We start from the raw sequence: 18,704 nt of genomic DNA, 5'->3' as shown, positions 1-18,704 counted from the left end.
AACCTCCACTTTCAGTAGTTAAGGAACTAACCCTGACTAAAGGAGCATTTCAGCTAACCTATGAATCTAACCATCACAGGCTATTCGACGGCTCTGTTCTCTACCTGGTATTTCATCGAAGAACTCCGACTGCTGTTCGATGCCGGAGACGGTGTGGCCCCTACACTGCTGCAAAAATCCCGTAAAATTGACCACATATTTCTCTCGCACGCCGATCGGGATCACCTGACCGGTTTGTTGCGGCTCAATGAACTCATCGCCCGAGAAGGGCTCCCACACCTTTATTTCCCGACTGACGCACGGTCAATTTCGGCGCTGGAGGTATTTTCCAAGCAATTTGATGCTCGTGTCAGTCAAACCAGCTGGCAGGGTCTGGCCCATCAGCAAAGCGTAGCGATTCAAAAAGACATGTATGTGCAGGCTCTCCGCAACAACCATGTGGCTAATGCCCAACCGCAGCAGATAAAAAGCGTGAGCTATCAACTCTATCAACTCAAACACAAACTCAAAGCCGAGTTGGCAGGTCTACCCCAGGAGCAGTTGACTCAGATGGCTCTGGCGGGCGGCCGGGAAATAATGTTAGAGGAGATCCGATCGAATCTATTAGGTTATTCGGGCGATACTCCGGCAGACCAGTTGGCACAATGGAACCACACGGGTATCCTAATCCATGAAGCCACTTTTTTGAACCGTCAGGACATCAAAGAGGTTGACCCGACCCGTAATCGTCACAGTACCCTGGAAGAGGTGTTAAGGGATTTGGCTCAATTGAAGATCGACACCCTAATTCTGGGTCACTTTTCTTCCCGTTACTCAGCCGAAGAGATCGATTCGGCCATCAAACGGTATTGCCAGCAGTATAAGATTCAAATCCCCGTTTATCGTTTATTACCGGGACAAGTGCAGTGGAATATTTTGCAAAGCCAGCCAGTCAATTAACTGTTTTTATTCGCTTAGTCCGTACACATGCCGATTGCCCAGTTAGCTAAATACGCCGATCATGTAACTTCCAGCCAGCTATACTGAGTATGAACGGCCCTGACACCTTCTGACAGAAAGCGACGACAGGAGGGAAATTTGAATCCTGATATCACGGTACAAGTACGAATCGTTTACCAGCGGTTTCGCCCTGTTCCCAAGCTTGTTCAACATCTTTCAGCGAGATAATTTCAGTTTCTATTGTCAATAGACCTCTCGCGGCTAAGTCAAATAATTTTGGCAGCAATTCGGTTGGTACTTTTTTCATAACCTCCTTCGGAATACTACCTCCTCCAACGCCATATAACTCAATGGCTGCACTTCGTAAGGTATCCGAGGCCAGTTGAATAGTAGGTCCAGCCATTTCTCCAACCGTCACGTAACGTGTCCGATGCGCTTCGGCCATAAAGTCATTGCCCGTAAGTGTGCGTAGTAAAATTTCGGCGGGATGCCCCCATGTGTAGTCGATAATGACATCGACTGGTTTTTTTTTCAGTTCAGTTTTTAAGGCTGCCTGCAAATCGGCATCGGATTGGGCGAGTGAAATGACGACATCAGCCCCTAAATTGGGAAGCGTGGCCAACGTTTGTGGGTTTCTACCTGTAGCAATCACTTTTCCAGCACCGAAATAGTTAGCCAGTTGAATAGCCATTTTTCCAGTAACGCCGGTTGACCCGTTTATAAGAACAGTTTCTCCTGGTCGTAAACCAGCGCGATAATAAAGCGAAAACCAGGCCGATAAACCCGGATTGGGCAAAGCGGCAGCAGTTATACTGTCAATGGCATCGGGTAAAACTACATAAGCACCCGATCGTACCAACGCCTTTTCGGCCATGGTAGCGCCTGCATAGAAGGCAAACACGCGGGTACCATCCGGCAATATGCCAACGCCGTCAGTACCCACTACGGCAGGCAAATTCTTATACCGGTCATAATGCGATCCTTTGGCCTGGTACTTGTCAATGTTCTTGATGGATGCGGCCTTTACCGTTAATATCAGATCATCTTCTGTTTGAGGAATTGGATCGGCGAAGTCTTCGTAACGGGGTATTTCGCCAAATTGGTGAATTACTGCAGCTTTCATGGCTATCATGTATTTGTTTTAAACAAAGGTCCGATAGCCACTCCCGTTACACGATAACAATTGTTAAGAAATGCTGCACAGATCGTCAGCTACGTTTATTTTTTGTCGATCAGTACTTTATTCCGGATTCGGCTCAGCGACACGGGTGTGATCCCCAGATAAGAGGCAATATAATGTTGGGGTACCCGCTGAATAATGTGTGGACTGTCGGCCAATAGTTCGAGGTATCGCTCCAGCGGATTATTTTTAATACGGGATAGAAACAGCTTTGAATAGTGATGCATCCGCTTTAGAAGATGCTCCTGCATAAACATCTGATAATCTGAGAGGTCTTCTATCATTAGATCCAGGTTTGCTTTTGACACCACTAACAGCGTTGACGGTTCGATACTCTCAATGCTGAACAAACTAGGTTGTCCTGACTGAAAACTTTCGATCGACGAAACGCCCTGATTTTCAAAAAAAAACTGAAATGTTATGTCTTTCCCGTTGTTGTTAAACCAAAGACGAAGGCACCCTTTTTTTATTAATTAAGTATTTTTAGATACCTCGCCCTCATGTAACAATGTTGTTTTGGCCGGGATTTTCACCTCTTCAACCAAATGATTCCATTTCTCCCAATTAATATCAAAGTTAAATGAGCTGTTGTTGAGCATACGATCTACTTATGATAGTCAATGTTACAAGGGTTGCCACGAAAGCTGTTTATAAGCTGAATCTCTTATTTCATTCTGGCTATTTCAGATTACTCCTGTATCTGTCATGCCTCATAGCTTTTCAGCACAGTACTTGCAATACGTAGCATCTGAATCATGCCCCTGACGGCCACAATTGGGACAGGCTTGCGGGTTAATTTCCCGGCGGTTTGCTATTCCCGTTAAGCTGACGGCAACGATGCCTGTCGGAACGGCAATAATCACGTAACCCAACAGCATGATCAGGCTGGCAATCAGTTTCCCCATCCAGGTAATGGGTACGATATCGCCGTAACCTACTGTGGTGATCGTTATGATAGCCCAATAAATACTAGACGGAATACTTTTAAAGCCATTACTGTGACCCTCAACAACATACATCATGGCTCCCAGCGTAATGACCAGGGTAAAGATGGCTACGAAGAACACGGTGATTTTAGCCCGACTTTCCCGCAGTGAGGCCGCTAGTAAGTCGGCCGCCGAGGTGTATTCCTGCAATTTCAATATGCGAAAAATGCGCAATAGCCGAAGAATTCGGATCACCACCAGCTCATGGGAGCCGAATAAAAACAGACTTAGATAGGCGGGTAGAATAGCCAGAAAATCAACCACCCCAAAGAAGCTGAACAGGTATTGAAGGGGGTTACGTACGGAAATCAGTCTAAGAATAAACTCCAGGGTGAACACAGCGGTGAAGCCCCACTCCAGTATCTGGAAGATTTCTCTGTTGGCTAGAGCAGGAACACTTTCGGCAATAACGGCGGCTACGCTTAGCAGAATGAGTAACAGTAGAGCTATATCGAAGAGACGTCCTGCCCATGTATCATTTTCAAAGACAATAGTATGCAGCCGATTGCGGATGCGTTGCCAACGAGTCTGCATAGTATTTCTGGATAGATGGTAAGGTGAGCCCCGTTAAGGAGAGTTGTTGGCTGCAACCCAGCCGTTATTAACACAAAAGTAAAAAAAGATTAAAGTCACTTACAGTACGATGAATAGATGAGGCAATGGCTCTGAAACGACACCGTACGTTGCTTTAAACTCGACGTGTGGTACGAATCTTGAACCCGCTCGTCGACGCTTGTAGAGAGTATCCAGGAAAGTGTTTACCTTACTATAAAGGATTCCATTCACATACAGACAAGTCTTTATGCACTGACTATCAGCCAGTAATGACCCAAATTTGATAGTTTTTGACCAATTCCTGATTAAAATTCCCTCTACTTTTATATAGCCTTAAGGCGACCCCTGCTAACAGGCAGCATGCGTAACAGCGAATTGTCCAACTGACTTTCAAGCCCTCACTTACGTCAACTCGAAGCTCGAAATCCGTTTGGTCATGGCTAGTATTCAGTTTATCACCTGCTTTATTTTACTACTCCCTGCGCTCATCTTCATCGCGGGCTTTACCAAACCTGTTATCTCCATTCCGGTTCTGATTGTTTATGCTTACTGGCTAGGCATTCAGTTTCATCAACTGCTCAAACAGTACAGGCCATTCAGGCAAAAGATAAATGCCATTAAACGGTATTTTCCTGAATTAACGATAGCTGTACTGGCCACTACTCTCTGGCTTTGGCCATCAGGCATTGGTGGAATTGGCTATATTCATCATGATGCCAACATGACCAACACGACGTTTTATCACTTGATTCATGATGATTGGCCAATCTGGTTTACCCCCGAGTACTTAGGCGATAAATTTTCTTACCAGGAATCCAGGCCCTTTGTCTATTATATTGGCTATTATTTGCCCGCAGCCCTATTGGGTAAATTATTGGGCTGGACCTTGGGCGAACTCAGCCTTTTTTTGTGGACCTGGCTGTGCACCTTTCTAGTGGTTTTGCACTCACTGCTTTACATTAAACAGCAACAGATTTATCCAAAGAGCTACCTGTATGGCCTGTTTCTGTTCTTGTTCTGTTTATATGGTGGATTAGATTGGTGGGCCAACTCCTGGCTCCACGCAACCACAGAACGGGCAGAATTATGGGACGTTCCTTTTCTATTTCTCTCTAATACCCGTTTACTCTACTGGTCATCTCACAATAGCCTACCGGTTTGGTTACTGATGGCCCTGTTGCTGGAGAATGTACCCGAAACGGGGCAAACCAAACTCCTGGGCCCGGCTTTAGTATCGGTTTTAATCTGGACGCCCATTGGCTTAATTGGGGTAGTACCGTTCTGTGTGCTTTATCTATTACTAAGCACGAGCCAGCAGAAATCGAATCTATTCGATCGTTGGTCTGTAGGCCTGTCTATAGTTACGGGTCTTCTTTTAGCCACGTTTATCACCTCAAATTCATTCACCTTTCCGGTAGAGTGGTTACCAACGGCCAGTTGGTTGCCTCGTTTTACCGTAAAGTACCTGCTATTTCTAGGCACAGAATTAATCACCACGGTTGGTGTTTTCCTGTTGACTCAGTCGAGAAATACGAGCCGGGAGACGCGCTTCATCCTGTTGGCCTACTCCCTGCTTCTGCTTATTCCGTTTGTCCGTCTTGGTATCTGGAATGACTGGTGTAGTAAAACATCGATGGCAGCGTTGTTTGTTGTTAGCTTTCTGGCCACAAAAAATGCCGTAAGCAATGGTCTACCTCCCTGGAAACAGCTCGTATCGATTGTACTCCTATTCATATCGACCTTTACCGGAGGAGAAGAACTGCTGGCTGCCCTTCAAAGCTTTTCGATCAATGTGCACGTGGTCCCTCATGAGTTCCGGGATTACGGCCAATATTACGTCACTGAGCAGCGAATCGGCAAACCCGATTCATTTTTCTTTCGTCTTTTTGCAAAAGAATCAGGCTCTACCCAGGCCGTTAAGCAACAGCCCGGATCATCTTTTCCCGCTATTTATAAATGAGGGGTGGGCCTCAATAACATATCTTGCAGGGTCGATACCCCATATTTCGCGCTTCACTAACACTCACCCTGCTTACCTCTGACCGGCAACGTGCGAGACCATGACATTCGGAGCTGTGATAAGCATACGCACTCCGGCTTCCACAGATTAGTACAGTCGCAACGACTGGCCGTTTGTTAGTATGTCTATCGTGATAGGGGCGAGCTGAAGGTGTTTGCCTGAAGGCAACTGTTGTAAACAGCATGCCAATGGCCAGAAAGAAGGCCAATATACCTGTGGTAGATTTACTTTTCATACTGGGTGCGTAGTAAAGAGCTTTCACTAGTCAATAGCTACTCAGCCTAAAATGTGAAGCGGTTTCTCAAAACCGCAGAGGTCAGGTTGAAGAACCTGACCTCACACCAGTACCAAGGTACAGGCGGTTCGTCTTCTTTCAGTAGGACTCTTCAAAAACAGATCAGAGAGCGGCTGGTAGGTGGGCTCAATCGCGCATGGCCGCAACTTTTATAACAATTTTCGCGATTGCCTGTAGTTTTTTGCTCCTTTCTGCTACTTATTGAAAAAGAGCATCCAGACAACCGAAATGAGTACCTCCACGGAAGAGACGTTTCTTCAGCAACTAAATCAGCATGTGGCGATTGCTCACAAAATCAGCCGTGTTTATCAACCAGATGCCGATGAGCGGGCTGATCTGGTCCAGGAAATGATCTATCAATTATGGAAAGCGTATCCTTCTTTCAGCGGACAGTCGAAATTTTCCACCTGGATGTACAGCGTTTGTCTCAACACGGCCCTTACCTACCATCGCAATGCTAAACGATGGCGACACGAAGTGCTGATGCCTGCCCACGAACAGTTACCAGACTCGGCTCCCAGTGACAAGGAGGATGCTTCTTTGCAGCTTTTAGCAGCAATTGCCGACCTGGCGCCCCTCAACAAAGCCGTTATCATCCTCTATCTGGATGGGCTAAGTTATGAAGAGATCGCCACAGTCATGGGCATAACCATCTCGAACGTGAGCGTACGATTAGTACGGATCAGGAAGGAATTGGAAGTTCGCTTAAAGAAATAAATTAAAACCGTGTAACCATGTCAGTTATCGACGATTTGAAGAACCAATGGAACGAAGGCAATCACACGCCTTCCGTCTTACCAACGTACGACCGATCGGCTCTTGCGGGCATTGCCCGGACGAGAGCTCGTCATCAGGTCAGCCGGGCGATGCACTATTTTTGGGGCGCTTTGACGCTTCAAATCATCGTGTATGCCCTGTTTAGCCATGTTTTATTACGATCCTGGGGAGAGCCTCGTAACCAGTGGCTCTGCCTGGCAGGTATACTTCTCTACCTGCCGTTTACGGTGATGCTGTTGAAGAAATTTAAGCAGATCGCCCTGGCCAGCCCTGGCCGGAAAGTGCCGGACGATTCAGTTCAGAAACGAATCGAGTATCAATATCTGAATCTGGTATCGTTCTATCAGTTCAAGAAACGGTATGAATTCATGCTGATTCCGGCGAGCACCGCCCTGTGCATCGTTCTCCTTTTCCAGTTGTATGTACCTGGCGGCCTTGAGCAACATATAACCCCGGCGATCTGGCTCTTTGTGCTTACCCTTTTGTCGTGCGGGTGGGCAATCCGGCGGGAGAACCGTAACCAGTTCGAACGGCCCATTGAAGGACTGCGGGAACTGCTTAGTGAGTTTGACCAATAACCAATCAACAACGTTATGTCTATGAAAACTGTAATTTGCTTCTGTCTGATAGTGGGATTATGGGCCTGTAGCGCGCAACGGATAAGTCGCCAGGCCATATCCAGACAAAGTGGGCTGGCCAGTTCCAATCGTATAACCATAGCTTATGAACGGTTTGGCCTACCCAAAAACAAAGCGATCCTGTTAATCGCGGGCACCAATAACCAGCTAACCGCCTGGCCGGTCTCTTTTTGCGAACAGTTGGCGCGTAAAGGGTATCAGGTGATTCGTTTCGATAACCGCGACGCCGGCCTGTCAACCAAATTTACGCAGGCTACGCGTCCGGACTGGGCAGCAATTGGTCAGGCGATACAGGCCAAAAAGCCTATTCCATTACTGTATACCCTGGATGACATGGCCGACGACGCGGCTGGTCTACTCGATTACCTGGGCATTGACAAAGCGCATATTGTCGGGGTATCCATGGGGGGCATGATTGCGCAACGGGTAGCTTACCGACATCCAAACCGGGTGCTGTCGTTGGTTAGCATCATGGCCGGGGGTGGTAAGGCAGATTTCCCACTCCTTGCCAAGCCCGCTGTGCTGGCCAGCATTCCCCCGCCAGCGCTACCTGCTGATACGGCCGCTTACACTCAGCGGGAAATCAAGGTGTTCCGGGCTCTGGGAGGTCAGGCATACAAAGCCGATTCTACGCAAATCCGGAGGCAGGTCGAAGCGGACATTCAGCGGTCGTTTTATCCGGATGGTTACGAACGACAGGGAGCCGCATCAATGGCCGGTTTCTATGCAGGTCGTGAGCAACAACTACAAACAATTCGGGTTCCTACCCTCGTCATTCATGGTAGCGACGACCCGCTGGTGGTCCCTGATGCGGGACGTAATGTGGCGGCCAACATTCCGAATGCCCGGTTTGAACTCATCGAGGGGATGGGCCATCTGATTGCAGAGCCCTGGCTTGATCAACTAGCGGCTCTAATCCTCAACAACACTGACCGCGCTCGTTGATATCAGACCCATCTCAGGCGTTGGGTATTCCCGGCAAAATACGCATCGCCTGCATTGGGACATCCGCATTTAAACCGAGTGGATTTCGGAACTCTACGGCGCTTTGCTAGTCAGTACGTTAAAAGCTTCCATCGAACATAGAGCCTGTTTTAAGATCTTTCAACGAGAATGAATCAACGGTTCCAACTCCGGCAAAACGGATTTTGACACCATAAATTTTGTGGAGTGGTTGTGTGTAACTCGTTTTGTAGACTTGTCGATTGTTAATCAAAATAACAGCCTGTTTGTCGATAATTCGCAGCGTTAACGTTCCACCCAACCGCAAATCTGCGCCCATAAAACTCAAATCATCCCGCAGCCCACTTTTCTGGATATCTGAATTCTGTATCAAAATCCAGTGAGCACAACCCGGCCTCATCACTTCAAACATGTGTTGTGACGATTCACCCCACACCGTAATTCCGACCTGCGAACAGCGAACACCTGCTCGGTCAGGAGAGGTTTTTATACGAGTCGTCAGTTCAAAGTTATCCCCATCAATCCTGGTAGGATGGCTATTGATAAACTCCATAAAGAACGTTCGATTCGTGTCAATACCGGCGCGGGCAGCTTCAGGGGCGCTAACACTACGGCGTCTTTTGGTAAACAGATCCGCGACCTCAATGGGGTAAACCCGGCTGGTATCGTGCATCATGTTGCCGGTAACGGTCCAGCTTTTTGTCCGTAAATAAACCGTCGACGTATCGATATTTACACCATCCCGTTGCAGGATGGCGAAATAGCGACCCGGCCGTTCATAATAGTGCGTGGCAAGGCTGTCATTTGCGTTGAGTCGCTCCCGTTTGCCATCACCAAACAGAATGGTATAAGCGCCCGCTTCTCCCTTTGAATCTGGGTGCTTGAGTTGAAACACGGCTGAGTGCGGGTTTTCACCCAGGGGGTTTCGACAAATAAGCTGAGCAGATTCCCGACTCGCGCTTCGCTGCTGTACAACCAAAAGGAGAACAGCAAGTAAAAGGACACCTCCGACCAGCAAAGGCAATCGCCGGCTACGCTTCGTATTTTTCCGGGAAGAAAGAGTTGGCGGATCAGCAGGCGTTGATGGATGTGGCAGATTCTCGTCCCGGATAAACCCATCGGGTATCCGCTCGGTATGCCGGGCCGTCCATTCCTGCAATTTCACAAAATGGTCCCAGTCGGGATGGCCAATGTATACAGCCAGCGCATCCCGGGTGGCTTTCTGAGGGTAATACCGGGAATCGGTTTTAATCTTACCAAAAATACGTTTCAGCGTATTCGGGCTAATCCGTACGCGGGTCTGCCTGAAAAGTATATGACTTAGACTAACGTAGTCACTGTTAGTCCACGTGTCCCAGTCAGGCTTGCCGTACGTTTCGCTAACCCTTCGACAGCTGATGTCTAAAAAAGCGAAAACTTCGGCCTTGCCGGGTTGTCCATTCTCCGTGATCATTCAGCGTAATAGTCTGTAAATCTGTTGATTAAGTTATCCAGAATTTTGTCAAACAAAATGGTCAGGCGTAGCATGCCTTCGCCGTATAATGCAAAATTACCTTTGTATACTCGCATTTGATGTGAGCACTGCACTGGACCAATATTCCTATAATCTATAAATATCTAAATAATATGCGACAAAAGCTTTTACTGTATTACCTCGTTTTGTCAGGGTCTCTGTCACCTCTGTTGACACAGGGCCGGCAGAGGAGTGGTTATAGTCCAGGCAAAACGTCAGAAGGTCTTTTCAGCACCATCGTTGAAGGTACGAAACAGGGTACTGGAGAAGAGCTTTCCCAACTAACGAAGATCAATCAACATCAGGTTGATGAGCGACTTATTACGGGAACCGTCACCGATGAAAAAGGAGCCCCGCTTCCGGGTGTGAGTGTGCTGCTGAAAGGGACCGGTCCGACGGTTCGGCAACGCGGAGTCGTTACGGACGCAAAAGGGGTGTTTCAATTAACGGTGCCAGATGGAGCCACGCTGGTTGTAAGCTTTGTCGGGTATTTGACCCAGGAAATTGTTGTTGGCAGCCGGTCAACGGTTGACATACAACTGGCACTCGACACGAAAGCACTGGAAGAAGTTGTTGTTGTGGGTTATGGAACACAGCGAAAAATTGAAACAACGGGCGCCATTGCTTCGGTCAAGGCCGCCGATCTGTTGCAAACACCCGTTGCTAACGTAGCGCAGGGGTTACAGGCGCGGGTGGCTGGTGTACAGATCACGCAGAATTCGGGTGCTCCGGGCGGTAATGTCAGCGTCCGTATTCGTGGAACAAACTCGATTAATGGCAGCTCTGAACCGCTGTATGTCATTGACGGCATTCAGATTGCCAACTCGGGGGGCATCACCGATGTGAGTCCGCTTTCGCAGATCAATCCGAATGATATTGAGTCGATTGAAGTGTTGAAAGATGCCTCATCGACGGCCATTTATGGGGCAAGAGCAGCAAACGGCGTCGTTCTGATCACCACCAAACGTGGTAAAGATGGAGCAACCCGCATTAGCTACGATGGCTACGGTGGGGTGCAGCAGGTCAACAAAACGTTGGACGTACTGAATGCCCGGCAGTTTGCCCAGCTGGAAAATGAAGTCTATAAACGATCGATCTATGCTGATCCTTCGAGCCTGGGCGAAGGCACCAACTGGCAGAACCTGATTTTCCGAAAAGCGCCCATCCAGAGCCACCAGCTTTCTGTTACGGGTGGTAATCAGAAAACCCAACTGGCGCTTTCACTGAATTACTTCAATCAGGATGGGATCATTAAAAACTCTAGCTTTGATCGCTACTCGTTTCGCTCAAACATCGATCATCGACTGACTGACCGGGTCAAGATTGGTACCAGTTTGTACTATGGCTATTCGGTTAATAATGGTGTAAGTGTGGGCGGCACAGGCTCCGACGTAACCAGCAGCCGGGCGGGTGTGCTGGGAGCGGCCGTTGCGGCTCCGCCAACGCTGATACCTTATCGGGCCGATGGCAGTGTATATCCGTTTCAGGACCAGATGAATGGGCAATATCAGGAAGTAACGAACCCGCTGAACTTCATCACGCCCATCAATCGGCAGACGAGCCAGCGGATTTTGGCCAATATCTACGTCGACTTTACCCTGTTCAAAGGCTTCACCTACCGCCCTAGTTTCAATGTCGATCTGGGTAACACATTGTCAGAATTTTACTCGCCGTTGTCGCTCCTGAGTCAGTCACAGTTAGCGTCGGGGGGTGGTAGTGCATCCAATATTACATCATACGGCCGAACGCTCCTGCACGAAAGTATTTTTACGTACCGAACCCGCCTGGCGGAGCATCACACGCTGGCGGCCACAGCGGTTTTAGCCACCCAGGCCAATGTAAATCAGAGTTATACACAGACAGCGTCTAACTTTCCGAACGATATAACCGAAAATAATTCCGTTGGCCTGGCTGTGAATCAGCGCCTTGGCAGCGACAAAAGCAAATCCAGACTGGACTCGTACCTGGGGCGGATCAACTACGGCTATAAAGACAAATATTTCCTCGATTTGACGGCACGGGCCGATGGGTCCAGCAAATTTGGGGAGAACAACAAATACGGCTTTTTTCCCGCTATTGCTGGTGCCTGGCGACTAGTGGAAGAGCCGTTTATGAAGTCGATTTCGGTTGTTTCTGATTTGAAACTACGCGGTAGCTGGGGCATTACCGGGAACGCGGGTGCTATTGACCCCTACCAATCGCTGGCCACAGTCGGCGCATCGGGCCTGAATTACAATTACAACCACAATCCGGTTACCGGTATCAATCCGAACGCCATTCCAAACCCGGATCTGAAATGGGAGCGATCTACGCAGGTCGATGTGGGTATCGATGTCAGTTTATTCAATAACCGCCTGTCTGTTGTGGCCGATTATTACAACAAACGGACCGATAACCTTTTGTTTCAGAAAGTATTACCCATGTCGTCGGGCTACACCTACATCACCGGCAACTTTGGTTCGATACAAAACCGGGGCGTTGAACTGGCCGTCAATGGCCGGATTTTACCCGGTGGCAGAAGAGGGCTTCAATGGGATGCATCGGCAAATATTACCTTCAATAAAAACGAGGTGCTGGCGCTCGACGGTATTCTGGATGAGCTACCCCGGTCGGCTTTCGCGCTGCTCAAAATCGGCTATCCAATGGGTCTTTACCGAACCTATATCTTCGATGGGATTAGTCAAACTGGTGAGACAATTCTACCCGGCTATGACGGCCGTCTTGGTGGCCAGAAGGTGAAAGACATTAACGGCGATGGCACGATAACAGCGGCTGACCAGCTCATTGTGGGTAACTCACAACCCAAATACATCTTTGGCTTCTCTTCTTCGTTCCGCTACCGGGGCTTCGACCTGAATCTGTTTGTTCAGGGCGTACAGGGGAATAAACTCATGAACCTGTTCCGGTATACATTCGAAACGGCGCTGGGTCAGCAGAATGTGCTGGCAGGCCTTGCGAATCGCTGGTCGGCGACGAACCCGAACAATGAGTATGCCAGTGGATTTCAGGGCGGACGGTTACCCATTTCAGATCGATACGTGGAGGATGCGTCGTTTGTTCGGCTGAAAAATGTTTCACTGGGCTACACGCTCCCTAAAATGAAAGGCATTAACCAGATTCGGATCTATGTCAGCGCCAACAACGCGTTTACGATCACGAAGTACTCGGGTTTCGATCCGGAAGTCAACAACTTCGGCAATGCCACCACGCAGTTTGTCGACAATGGTACGTATCCAATTGCCCGTTCGTTTCTGGGTGGCCTTCAAATTACTTTATAATGAGTGAATGAGCAAAAAACTCTCGCCAACCCATTCATCGCTCACTCATTAATTCTTTCACTCATTCGCTCATTCACACTTTCACTCATTCATTTTCCTCCCATGAAGAAACAAATTCTGCTGTTGATGGCTTTGTCGGGCCTGACGATTTCGTGCAGCGAACTGGATGAATCGGTGTATTCATCCATTTTTACGACCAACTTTTACAAAACGGCCTCTGATGCCGAAGCGGGAATCGCGTCGGTGTCGGGTTCACTGATCAATCTGTATGGTTTTCCGTTAGTTGCCGCGTCGGATTTCGCGGCCGATCAGGCTTATCCTCGTGCCGTTGTGGGCCGGAATACCATTACGCTGTTTTCGTATGACCCCTATTACACAGCCCAGCGTAACTCAGGACGTCATGAAACCGAGGGGCCGCAGGGTGTCTGGCGATTTAGCTACAAGGGTATCGAAAATGCCAACTGGGTCATTGAGAAAGTCCCTGCCATTCAGATGGATGCCCAGCGCCGGACGGAAATCGTTGCCGAAGCTTATGCGCTACGGGCACTATACCACTGGACGCTCACCAAAACGTTTAACGAGATCCCGGTAAAGACCAGAGCAAGCAGCAGCGAAACCGAAGCGCTCGTCACCAAAAGTTCACGGGCCGATATCTATAAGCAGATTTACAGTGATTTAGAGCAGGCTATTGCCGGATTACCCTCCTACTCAGCCGGTTTAGTAAAAGGTCGGCCTTCCAAGGAAGCTATTCAAGGCCTCTATGCTAAGGTGGCGTTGTATAATGAAGACTGGGCAAAGGCGGTACAGATGGCGCAGGCGACTATCAATTCGGGCAAATACGCGCTGATGCCAAACGTGCTTGACGTATTCGATGTGGACAAAGAAGATGCGGCCCGTATCGAGAATATGTGGGCCGTTGAAGCGGATCGGGTAACGCCCAGCCGCTGGTTAACCGTTATGGGTATTGCCGGTCCCCGCAACAGTTCTGGCCCGGATTATGCCAAAGTGTCCTTCGGGTCCTGGTTTGCGTATCAGGGTTTCTTTGACTCATTTTCGCCCAGCGATAAACGACGGCAGTTGCTGGACACGACCTATCGTGATGTGTCGGGTAAGATCGTTCCACAGCGGGATATCACGCCAGTAACGCCAAAAGGTGTTTTGATTCGTAAATACCGCGATCCGAACTCCATCGCTGAAGCCAACAACTGCAATTTTCCCATTATCCGACTGGCCGACGTATACCTGGTTGCGGCTGAAGCTGAAGCGCGTCAGAATGGAGCGACAGCCGCAGCGTACGGGTACATCAATACGGTTCGGAAACGGGCGGGGCTGGGCGACCTGACTCCGGGCCTGGGCAAAGATGCTTTTATTGCCGCAGTTCTCCAGGAGCGTTCGTGGGAGCTGTTTGCCGAGGCTGACCGCTGGTTCGATCTGACCCGGACGAACACCTTCCTGACCGTAATTCCTAAAGCAGTAAACGATGTTTATCCCACTCGTACTCCGCTGGCAAAACACCGGTATTACCCCATTCCGCTGGAAGAAATTCAGGCCAATCCGAAATTGACACAGAATCCTGGTTGGGAGTAGATCAATGCAGGATACTGTTCTATTATCAACTTATTTTTAATTCAATGAAAACGTATTTTCTTTCTGCCTGCCTTATTGGATGGCTCTTTGCACAAGGTGATTTATCCATCGCCCAGTCTAAAAAGTTGCCGTCTTACAGCGGAATTTATCCACAATTAGCCATGTATAATAACGAAGGTGAATGTGGTACGGGAGCCGTTGTGCCTTGGGCGGGTAATCTCTGGGTTGTCACCTACGGCCCGCATTTGCCGTTTGGGTCGTCCGATAAATTATACGAAATAACCCCCGATTTAAAGCAGATCGTCCGGTCAGAAAGCATTGGCGGCACCCCTGCCAACCGGATGATCCATCCGGAGAGTAATCAACTATTTATTGGTCCCTACGCCATCGACAGCAAGGCAAACGTTCGGGTAATTCCCTACAAAACGATGCCTGGGCGTCATACCGGAAATGCCCGCCATCTGACCGATCCGAAAGGAAAGATCTATTACGGAACGATGGAAGAAGGCTTTTATGAAGTAGATGTCAATACCCTGGCTCCGACTATGCTCTATGAGGATGGTAATGTCAATCGGAAAAAAGAATCGGACGAATCGAATAACCTGCAAAACACGTTGTTGCCCGGTGCGCACGGCAAAGGTTTTTATTCTGGTCAGGGCGTTATGGTCTATTCCAATAATGGCGAACCAGGTGCCAAAGCATTGGTCCAGTTCGACATTGATGCGGGCTCACTTTCAGAATGGAACGGTAAAGACTGGAAAGTAGTCCGACGAAATCAGTTTGTTGAGGTGACTGGTCCGGGGGGTATTTACGGGAATAAAAACCCGGAAACTGATCCAATCTGGGCTACCGGCTGGGATCATAAATCCGTGCTGCTGGGTGTGCGTGAAAAAGCGACAGGATGGCATTTTTTTCGACTTCCTAAAGCCAGCCATTCGTACGATGGCGCTCATGGCTGGAATACCGAGTGGCCCCGCATCCGGGATGTCGGAACAACCCAGCAACCTGACTACCTGATGACTATGCATGGTATGTTCTGGCGGTTTCCCGGCGATTTCACCGCAGCGAATACAGCTGGTATCAGACCCCGCTCAGCGTATCTGAAAGTGATCGGTGATTATACTCGCTGGAACAATCAGTTAGTTTTCGGGTGCGATGATTCCGCCCAAAAAGAGTTCTTGAATAAACGAAAAGTAAAGGGTAGCCTTGAAGGGCCCGGCCAATCGAACTCAAATCTGTGGTTCACCTCCCTGAATCTACCCGACCAGCTTGGCCCAAACACAGCCGAAGGGGCGGTCTGGTTAAACGAACCGGTTAAAGCCAATGAAACCTCCGAGCCGTTTCTGTTTGCCGGTTGGGCCAATCGCTCGGCCTGGATTCAAAATAACAGCGACAATGATGTCCGGATTACATTCGAGGTGGATAAAACCGGAAAGGGTAGCTGGGCTTCACAGCAAACGGTGACCGTTGGTGGGCACAAGTCTACACACGTACCCTTTAGCGCAGATACACCTGGCGAATGGATTCGGGTTAAGTCGGACAAAGCCGCCAATTTATCGGCGCACTTCTCGTATTCAGCGAACGATACGCGTACTACGACCGCCGGTTCACTGTTTGCCGGGCTCAGCACGGTTGCAACGGCAAACACATCCGGTGGTTTGATGTATGGATTAGGTGCTAATCGGCGGGCATTGGGCATGGCTGCATCGACTTACAAAGGCGGGCAATTGACTGATGTTGGTTATTATGAACTGAATGCCAACATGCAACTCGTTCGGAAAGAGGATGCCGGAACGGTAAACGTTCTCAAAACCAAGTTTGCTATTCCTCAAAACGTTGTGACGATTGACGAATCGAGCGTTTTGATTGTTGACGACAAAGGACGGCGCTGGCGGCTGCCACTCGGCAATAATGCCTATACAGAGTTGACAAATCAGGCCGCTCTTCGAATCTGCCGCGAAGTGGCTACAGAACGTGACCTGCTCAATTGCCACGGAACGTTCTACGAATTGCCCGCCGAAAATGCCGATGGTTATGCTAAAATGCGCCCTGTTTCATCTCATAATCTTCGCATCAATGATTATGCGTCATACCGTGGTCTGCTGGTCATGACGGGTGTCGATATGAGCGCAGCCGGAAAGAACGAACACATCATTGTCTCGGACGATAAAAAGGCGGCCATTTGGGCAGGCACCATCGATGACCTCTGGAAACTGGGCAAACCAACGGGTCATGGTGGTCCCTGGAAAAACGCATCGGTGACAGCCAGTGAAGCCTCCGATCCCTACCTGATCGGGTTCTACGACCAACGTAGTCTGCAACTTTCGCACAAAGCCAATCAGCCAGTAACCTTTACCATCGAAGCCGACCCGGTCGGCACAGGCGTCTGGATGACGTACAAGTCCTTTACTGTCGCTCCTGGAAAAACGATCGACTATGAATTTCCGAAGGATTTTCAAGCCCGATGGATTCGCTTTAAAACGGACAAAGCGTGCGAAGCGACGACATTTCTAAATTATAGGTAAGACTAGCCTGTTACTGGTGGCTGAGATGGCGTGAGGTCTGGTTCTTAAACCAGACCTCTGCGGTTTCTCCAAACCGCATCTGGCCTGAACGACGAGGTTTGGAGAATCACCACGGCGAACCGTCGCATCGAGGAACCGTCCTCGCTGTGTCGGTTTGAAGAAACCGACACCACACCCAAGAAACCGACATCACATCAACAATTACGTCTTCTCTTTTTAGAGAACTTACAACTAACCAACAGCTTACTTTTTTAAATGAGCGTTTGCAAATTTTATAAAATTGCTCCAGTCGAAGGTCGTCAGGTTATGTTCTCCTTCTCGTATATGGTAGCCTAATTGTGAGTTGATAATGGGTTGATTTATAGCAGGAGGATCTGAATTGAGATTTGATTTAAGGCCGAATAACGCATACACTTTCTCGGCATTTTTTAAGGATAAAAATGTCCCTTTTGGGTCGGCCCAAAGATCTTTCGAAGCGTTCGTCGCATAAAGCGGTCTTGGTGCGATAGCGGCAATCAGCATGTGCTGGTCTACGGGCAATGAATCTTCGTTATTATTGAATTTCTTATAATTTTTTGTAAACCAGTGTGGGAAAACGGTATTGATTCGACCAACCGTTTCACCAAATCGCCTGCGGGATAGTGCTGCACCCGTATTACCCGAACAATTAGTAACACACATTGCAAAACGTTGATCCCCGGCAGCCGCCCATAACGATGCTTTGCCCCCCCGTGAATGTCCCACAACGACGACCTTTTTAGCATCTATAGCGGCATCTTTTTCAAAATAATCCAGTACGCGACTAGCACCCCAGGCCCAGGCACCAATGGCCCGCATACCATTGTTTGCAGTCAATTGCTCAGGATATAACTGGAGCACTCCGTCTACGTATTTAGCCGTATCATCAGGAGCCAGATCGCTAACATGAAATGCCGCGATTGCATACCCACTGTCAATTACCATTTCTGCCGGCCAGAAATCACTTTTTTCCGCTCGGGTCGGATCAGTATTATTTTTACCCCGATTATTGATCAGCACGAAAACCGGAACTGGTTTTTTCTGCTTATTAGGAACAAAAAGTACAAGATTTATTTTTACCGGCTTATTGTTATTTACGACCTCAATAAGTACTTCTTTCAAGGTTGCTTTACCAGCCATTGCGCCAGCATTTTCATTTTTTATCGAGTAAGTAAGTCGTTCATAGGATTTAGGCATTTGGCCGTACACATTCTCTTCAAAAAGTTTAATTATTTCAGGGCGTCTTATTTTTTCCCACATCACCTTACTTTTAACTGCCACGTTTCCAGTCGTTTTTAAAACGTCGGGTAACGTATAAGGTGGAACTTTCGATTCGTCGTAATTTGCCTGAAAAGCATTCTGGGCGTGCCCCTTGATTAGTATAACGAAAAAAAAGAAGGCAAAACTTTTTAAATACTGCATGACGATGG

General features: G+C 48.6%; 13 protein-coding genes. 8 read left to right on the top strand and 5 right to left on the bottom strand.

All coding sequences use genetic code 11. The features are described from left to right. Positions 1 to 60: 60 nt before the first annotated feature. A complete protein-coding gene (locus tag GJR95_RS22740; RefSeq protein WP_162388042.1) occupies positions 61 to 939 on the top strand; it encodes an MBL fold metallo-hydrolase in 879 nt (292 codons plus the stop codon). 151 nt (positions 940 to 1,090) lie between these two features. Here the strand turns inward: GJR95_RS22740 and GJR95_RS22735 are convergent, their stop codons facing one another. The 3 genes from GJR95_RS22735 to GJR95_RS22725 all read right to left on the bottom strand — a co-directional run bounded on the left by GJR95_RS22735 (position 1,091) and on the right by GJR95_RS22725 (position 3,639). After that, on the bottom strand, positions 1,091 to 2,062 hold the full coding sequence (locus GJR95_RS22735; protein WP_162388041.1) for a quinone oxidoreductase family protein: 972 nt from the start codon (positions 2,060 to 2,062) through the stop codon (positions 1,091 to 1,093). 95 nt (positions 2,063 to 2,157) lie between these two features. Then, a complete protein-coding gene (locus tag GJR95_RS42200) occupies positions 2,158 to 2,403 on the bottom strand; it encodes a cyclic nucleotide-binding domain-containing protein (RefSeq protein ID WP_232540830.1) in 246 nt (81 codons plus the stop codon). A 426-nt stretch (positions 2,404 to 2,829) separates the two neighbouring features. Beyond that, positions 2,830 to 3,639 (bottom strand): ion transporter, encoded by an 810-nt coding sequence (locus tag GJR95_RS22725; protein ID WP_162388040.1) that lies wholly within the window; start codon positions 3,637 to 3,639, stop codon positions 2,830 to 2,832. Between the two features lie 457 nt (positions 3,640 to 4,096). Between GJR95_RS22725 and GJR95_RS22720 the strand changes: the two genes are divergently transcribed. From GJR95_RS22720 to GJR95_RS22705, 4 genes are all read left to right on the top strand, one after another. Further along, a complete protein-coding gene (locus GJR95_RS22720; RefSeq protein ID WP_162388039.1) occupies positions 4,097 to 5,620 on the top strand; it encodes a hypothetical protein in 1,524 nt (507 codons plus the stop codon). Between the two features lie 583 nt (positions 5,621 to 6,203). After that, positions 6,204 to 6,692 carry an RNA polymerase sigma factor gene (locus GJR95_RS22715; RefSeq protein ID WP_162388038.1) on the top strand — a complete coding sequence of 163 codons (489 nt, stop codon included), beginning with the start codon at positions 6,204 to 6,206 and terminating at the stop codon, positions 6,690 to 6,692. A gap of 17 nt (positions 6,693 to 6,709) precedes the next feature. Further along, on the top strand, positions 6,710 to 7,330 hold the full coding sequence (locus tag GJR95_RS22710) for a hypothetical protein (protein WP_162388037.1): 621 nt from the start codon (positions 6,710 to 6,712) through the stop codon (positions 7,328 to 7,330). A gap of 21 nt (positions 7,331 to 7,351) precedes the next feature. Next, positions 7,352 to 8,335 carry an alpha/beta fold hydrolase gene (locus GJR95_RS22705; RefSeq protein ID WP_162388036.1) on the top strand — a complete coding sequence of 328 codons (984 nt, stop codon included), beginning with the start codon at positions 7,352 to 7,354 and terminating at the stop codon, positions 8,333 to 8,335. Positions 8,336 to 8,453: 118 nt separating this feature from the next. On the opposite strand, the gene GJR95_RS22700 is transcribed toward GJR95_RS22705, so the two are convergent. After that, positions 8,454 to 9,806, bottom strand: a complete 1,353-nt coding sequence (locus GJR95_RS22700) for a hypothetical protein (RefSeq protein WP_162388035.1) — start codon at positions 9,804 to 9,806, stop codon at positions 8,454 to 8,456. A 173-nt stretch (positions 9,807 to 9,979) separates the two neighbouring features. Here GJR95_RS22700 and GJR95_RS22695 point away from each other — a divergent pair, with 173 nt between their 5' ends. From GJR95_RS22695 to GJR95_RS22685, 3 genes are all read left to right on the top strand, one after another. After that, entirely contained in the window at positions 9,980 to 13,144 is a 3,165-nt protein-coding gene (locus GJR95_RS22695; protein ID WP_232540829.1) for a SusC/RagA family TonB-linked outer membrane protein, read from the top strand. Positions 13,145 to 13,246: 102 nt separating this feature from the next. Further along, on the top strand, positions 13,247 to 14,731 hold the full coding sequence (locus GJR95_RS22690) for a RagB/SusD family nutrient uptake outer membrane protein (RefSeq protein WP_162388034.1): 1,485 nt from the start codon (positions 13,247 to 13,249) through the stop codon (positions 14,729 to 14,731). Between the two features lie 44 nt (positions 14,732 to 14,775). Continuing rightward, complete coding sequence (locus GJR95_RS22685; RefSeq protein WP_162388033.1) at positions 14,776 to 17,256, top strand: hypothetical protein; 2,481 nt, start codon at positions 14,776 to 14,778, stop codon at positions 17,254 to 17,256. Between the two features lie 243 nt (positions 17,257 to 17,499). Here the strand turns inward: GJR95_RS22685 and GJR95_RS22680 are convergent, their stop codons facing one another. After that, the gene (locus GJR95_RS22680) at positions 17,500 to 18,696 is read right to left on the bottom strand and encodes an alpha/beta fold hydrolase (protein ID WP_162388032.1); all 1,197 of its coding nucleotides are present in this window, start codon (positions 18,694 to 18,696) and stop codon (positions 17,500 to 17,502) included. Between the last annotated feature and the right edge of the window lie 8 nt (positions 18,697 to 18,704).

It is taken from the genome of Spirosoma endbachense, from assembly GCF_010233585.1.
Taxonomy (GTDB): domain Bacteria; phylum Bacteroidota; class Bacteroidia; order Cytophagales; family Spirosomataceae; genus Spirosoma; species Spirosoma endbachense.
This window is presented reverse-complemented; position numbering and strand designations above follow the sequence as displayed.

Coding starts and splice junctions, on each gene's coding strand:
- GJR95_RS22740 (WP_162388042.1), top strand. CDS start 61: ATGAATCTAACCATCACAGGCTATTCGACGGCTCTGTTCTCTACCTGG.
- GJR95_RS22735 (WP_162388041.1), bottom strand. CDS start 2,062: ATGAAAGCTGCAGTAATTCACCAATTTGGCGAAATACCCCGTTACGAA.
- GJR95_RS42200 (WP_232540830.1), bottom strand. CDS start 2,403: ATGATAGAAGACCTCTCAGATTATCAGATGTTTATGCAGGAGCATCTT.
- GJR95_RS22725 (WP_162388040.1), bottom strand. CDS start 3,639: ATGCAGACTCGTTGGCAACGCATCCGCAATCGGCTGCATACTATTGTC.
- GJR95_RS22720 (WP_162388039.1), top strand. CDS start 4,097: ATGGCTAGTATTCAGTTTATCACCTGCTTTATTTTACTACTCCCTGCG.
- GJR95_RS22715 (WP_162388038.1), top strand. CDS start 6,204: ATGAGTACCTCCACGGAAGAGACGTTTCTTCAGCAACTAAATCAGCAT.
- GJR95_RS22710 (WP_162388037.1), top strand. CDS start 6,710: ATGTCAGTTATCGACGATTTGAAGAACCAATGGAACGAAGGCAATCAC.
- GJR95_RS22705 (WP_162388036.1), top strand. CDS start 7,352: ATGAAAACTGTAATTTGCTTCTGTCTGATAGTGGGATTATGGGCCTGT.
- GJR95_RS22700 (WP_162388035.1), bottom strand. CDS start 9,806: ATGATCACGGAGAATGGACAACCCGGCAAGGCCGAAGTTTTCGCTTTT.
- GJR95_RS22695 (WP_232540829.1), top strand. CDS start 9,980: ATGCGACAAAAGCTTTTACTGTATTACCTCGTTTTGTCAGGGTCTCTG.
- GJR95_RS22690 (WP_162388034.1), top strand. CDS start 13,247: ATGAAGAAACAAATTCTGCTGTTGATGGCTTTGTCGGGCCTGACGATT.
- GJR95_RS22685 (WP_162388033.1), top strand. CDS start 14,776: ATGAAAACGTATTTTCTTTCTGCCTGCCTTATTGGATGGCTCTTTGCA.
- GJR95_RS22680 (WP_162388032.1), bottom strand. CDS start 18,696: ATGCAGTATTTAAAAAGTTTTGCCTTCTTTTTTTTCGTTATACTAATC.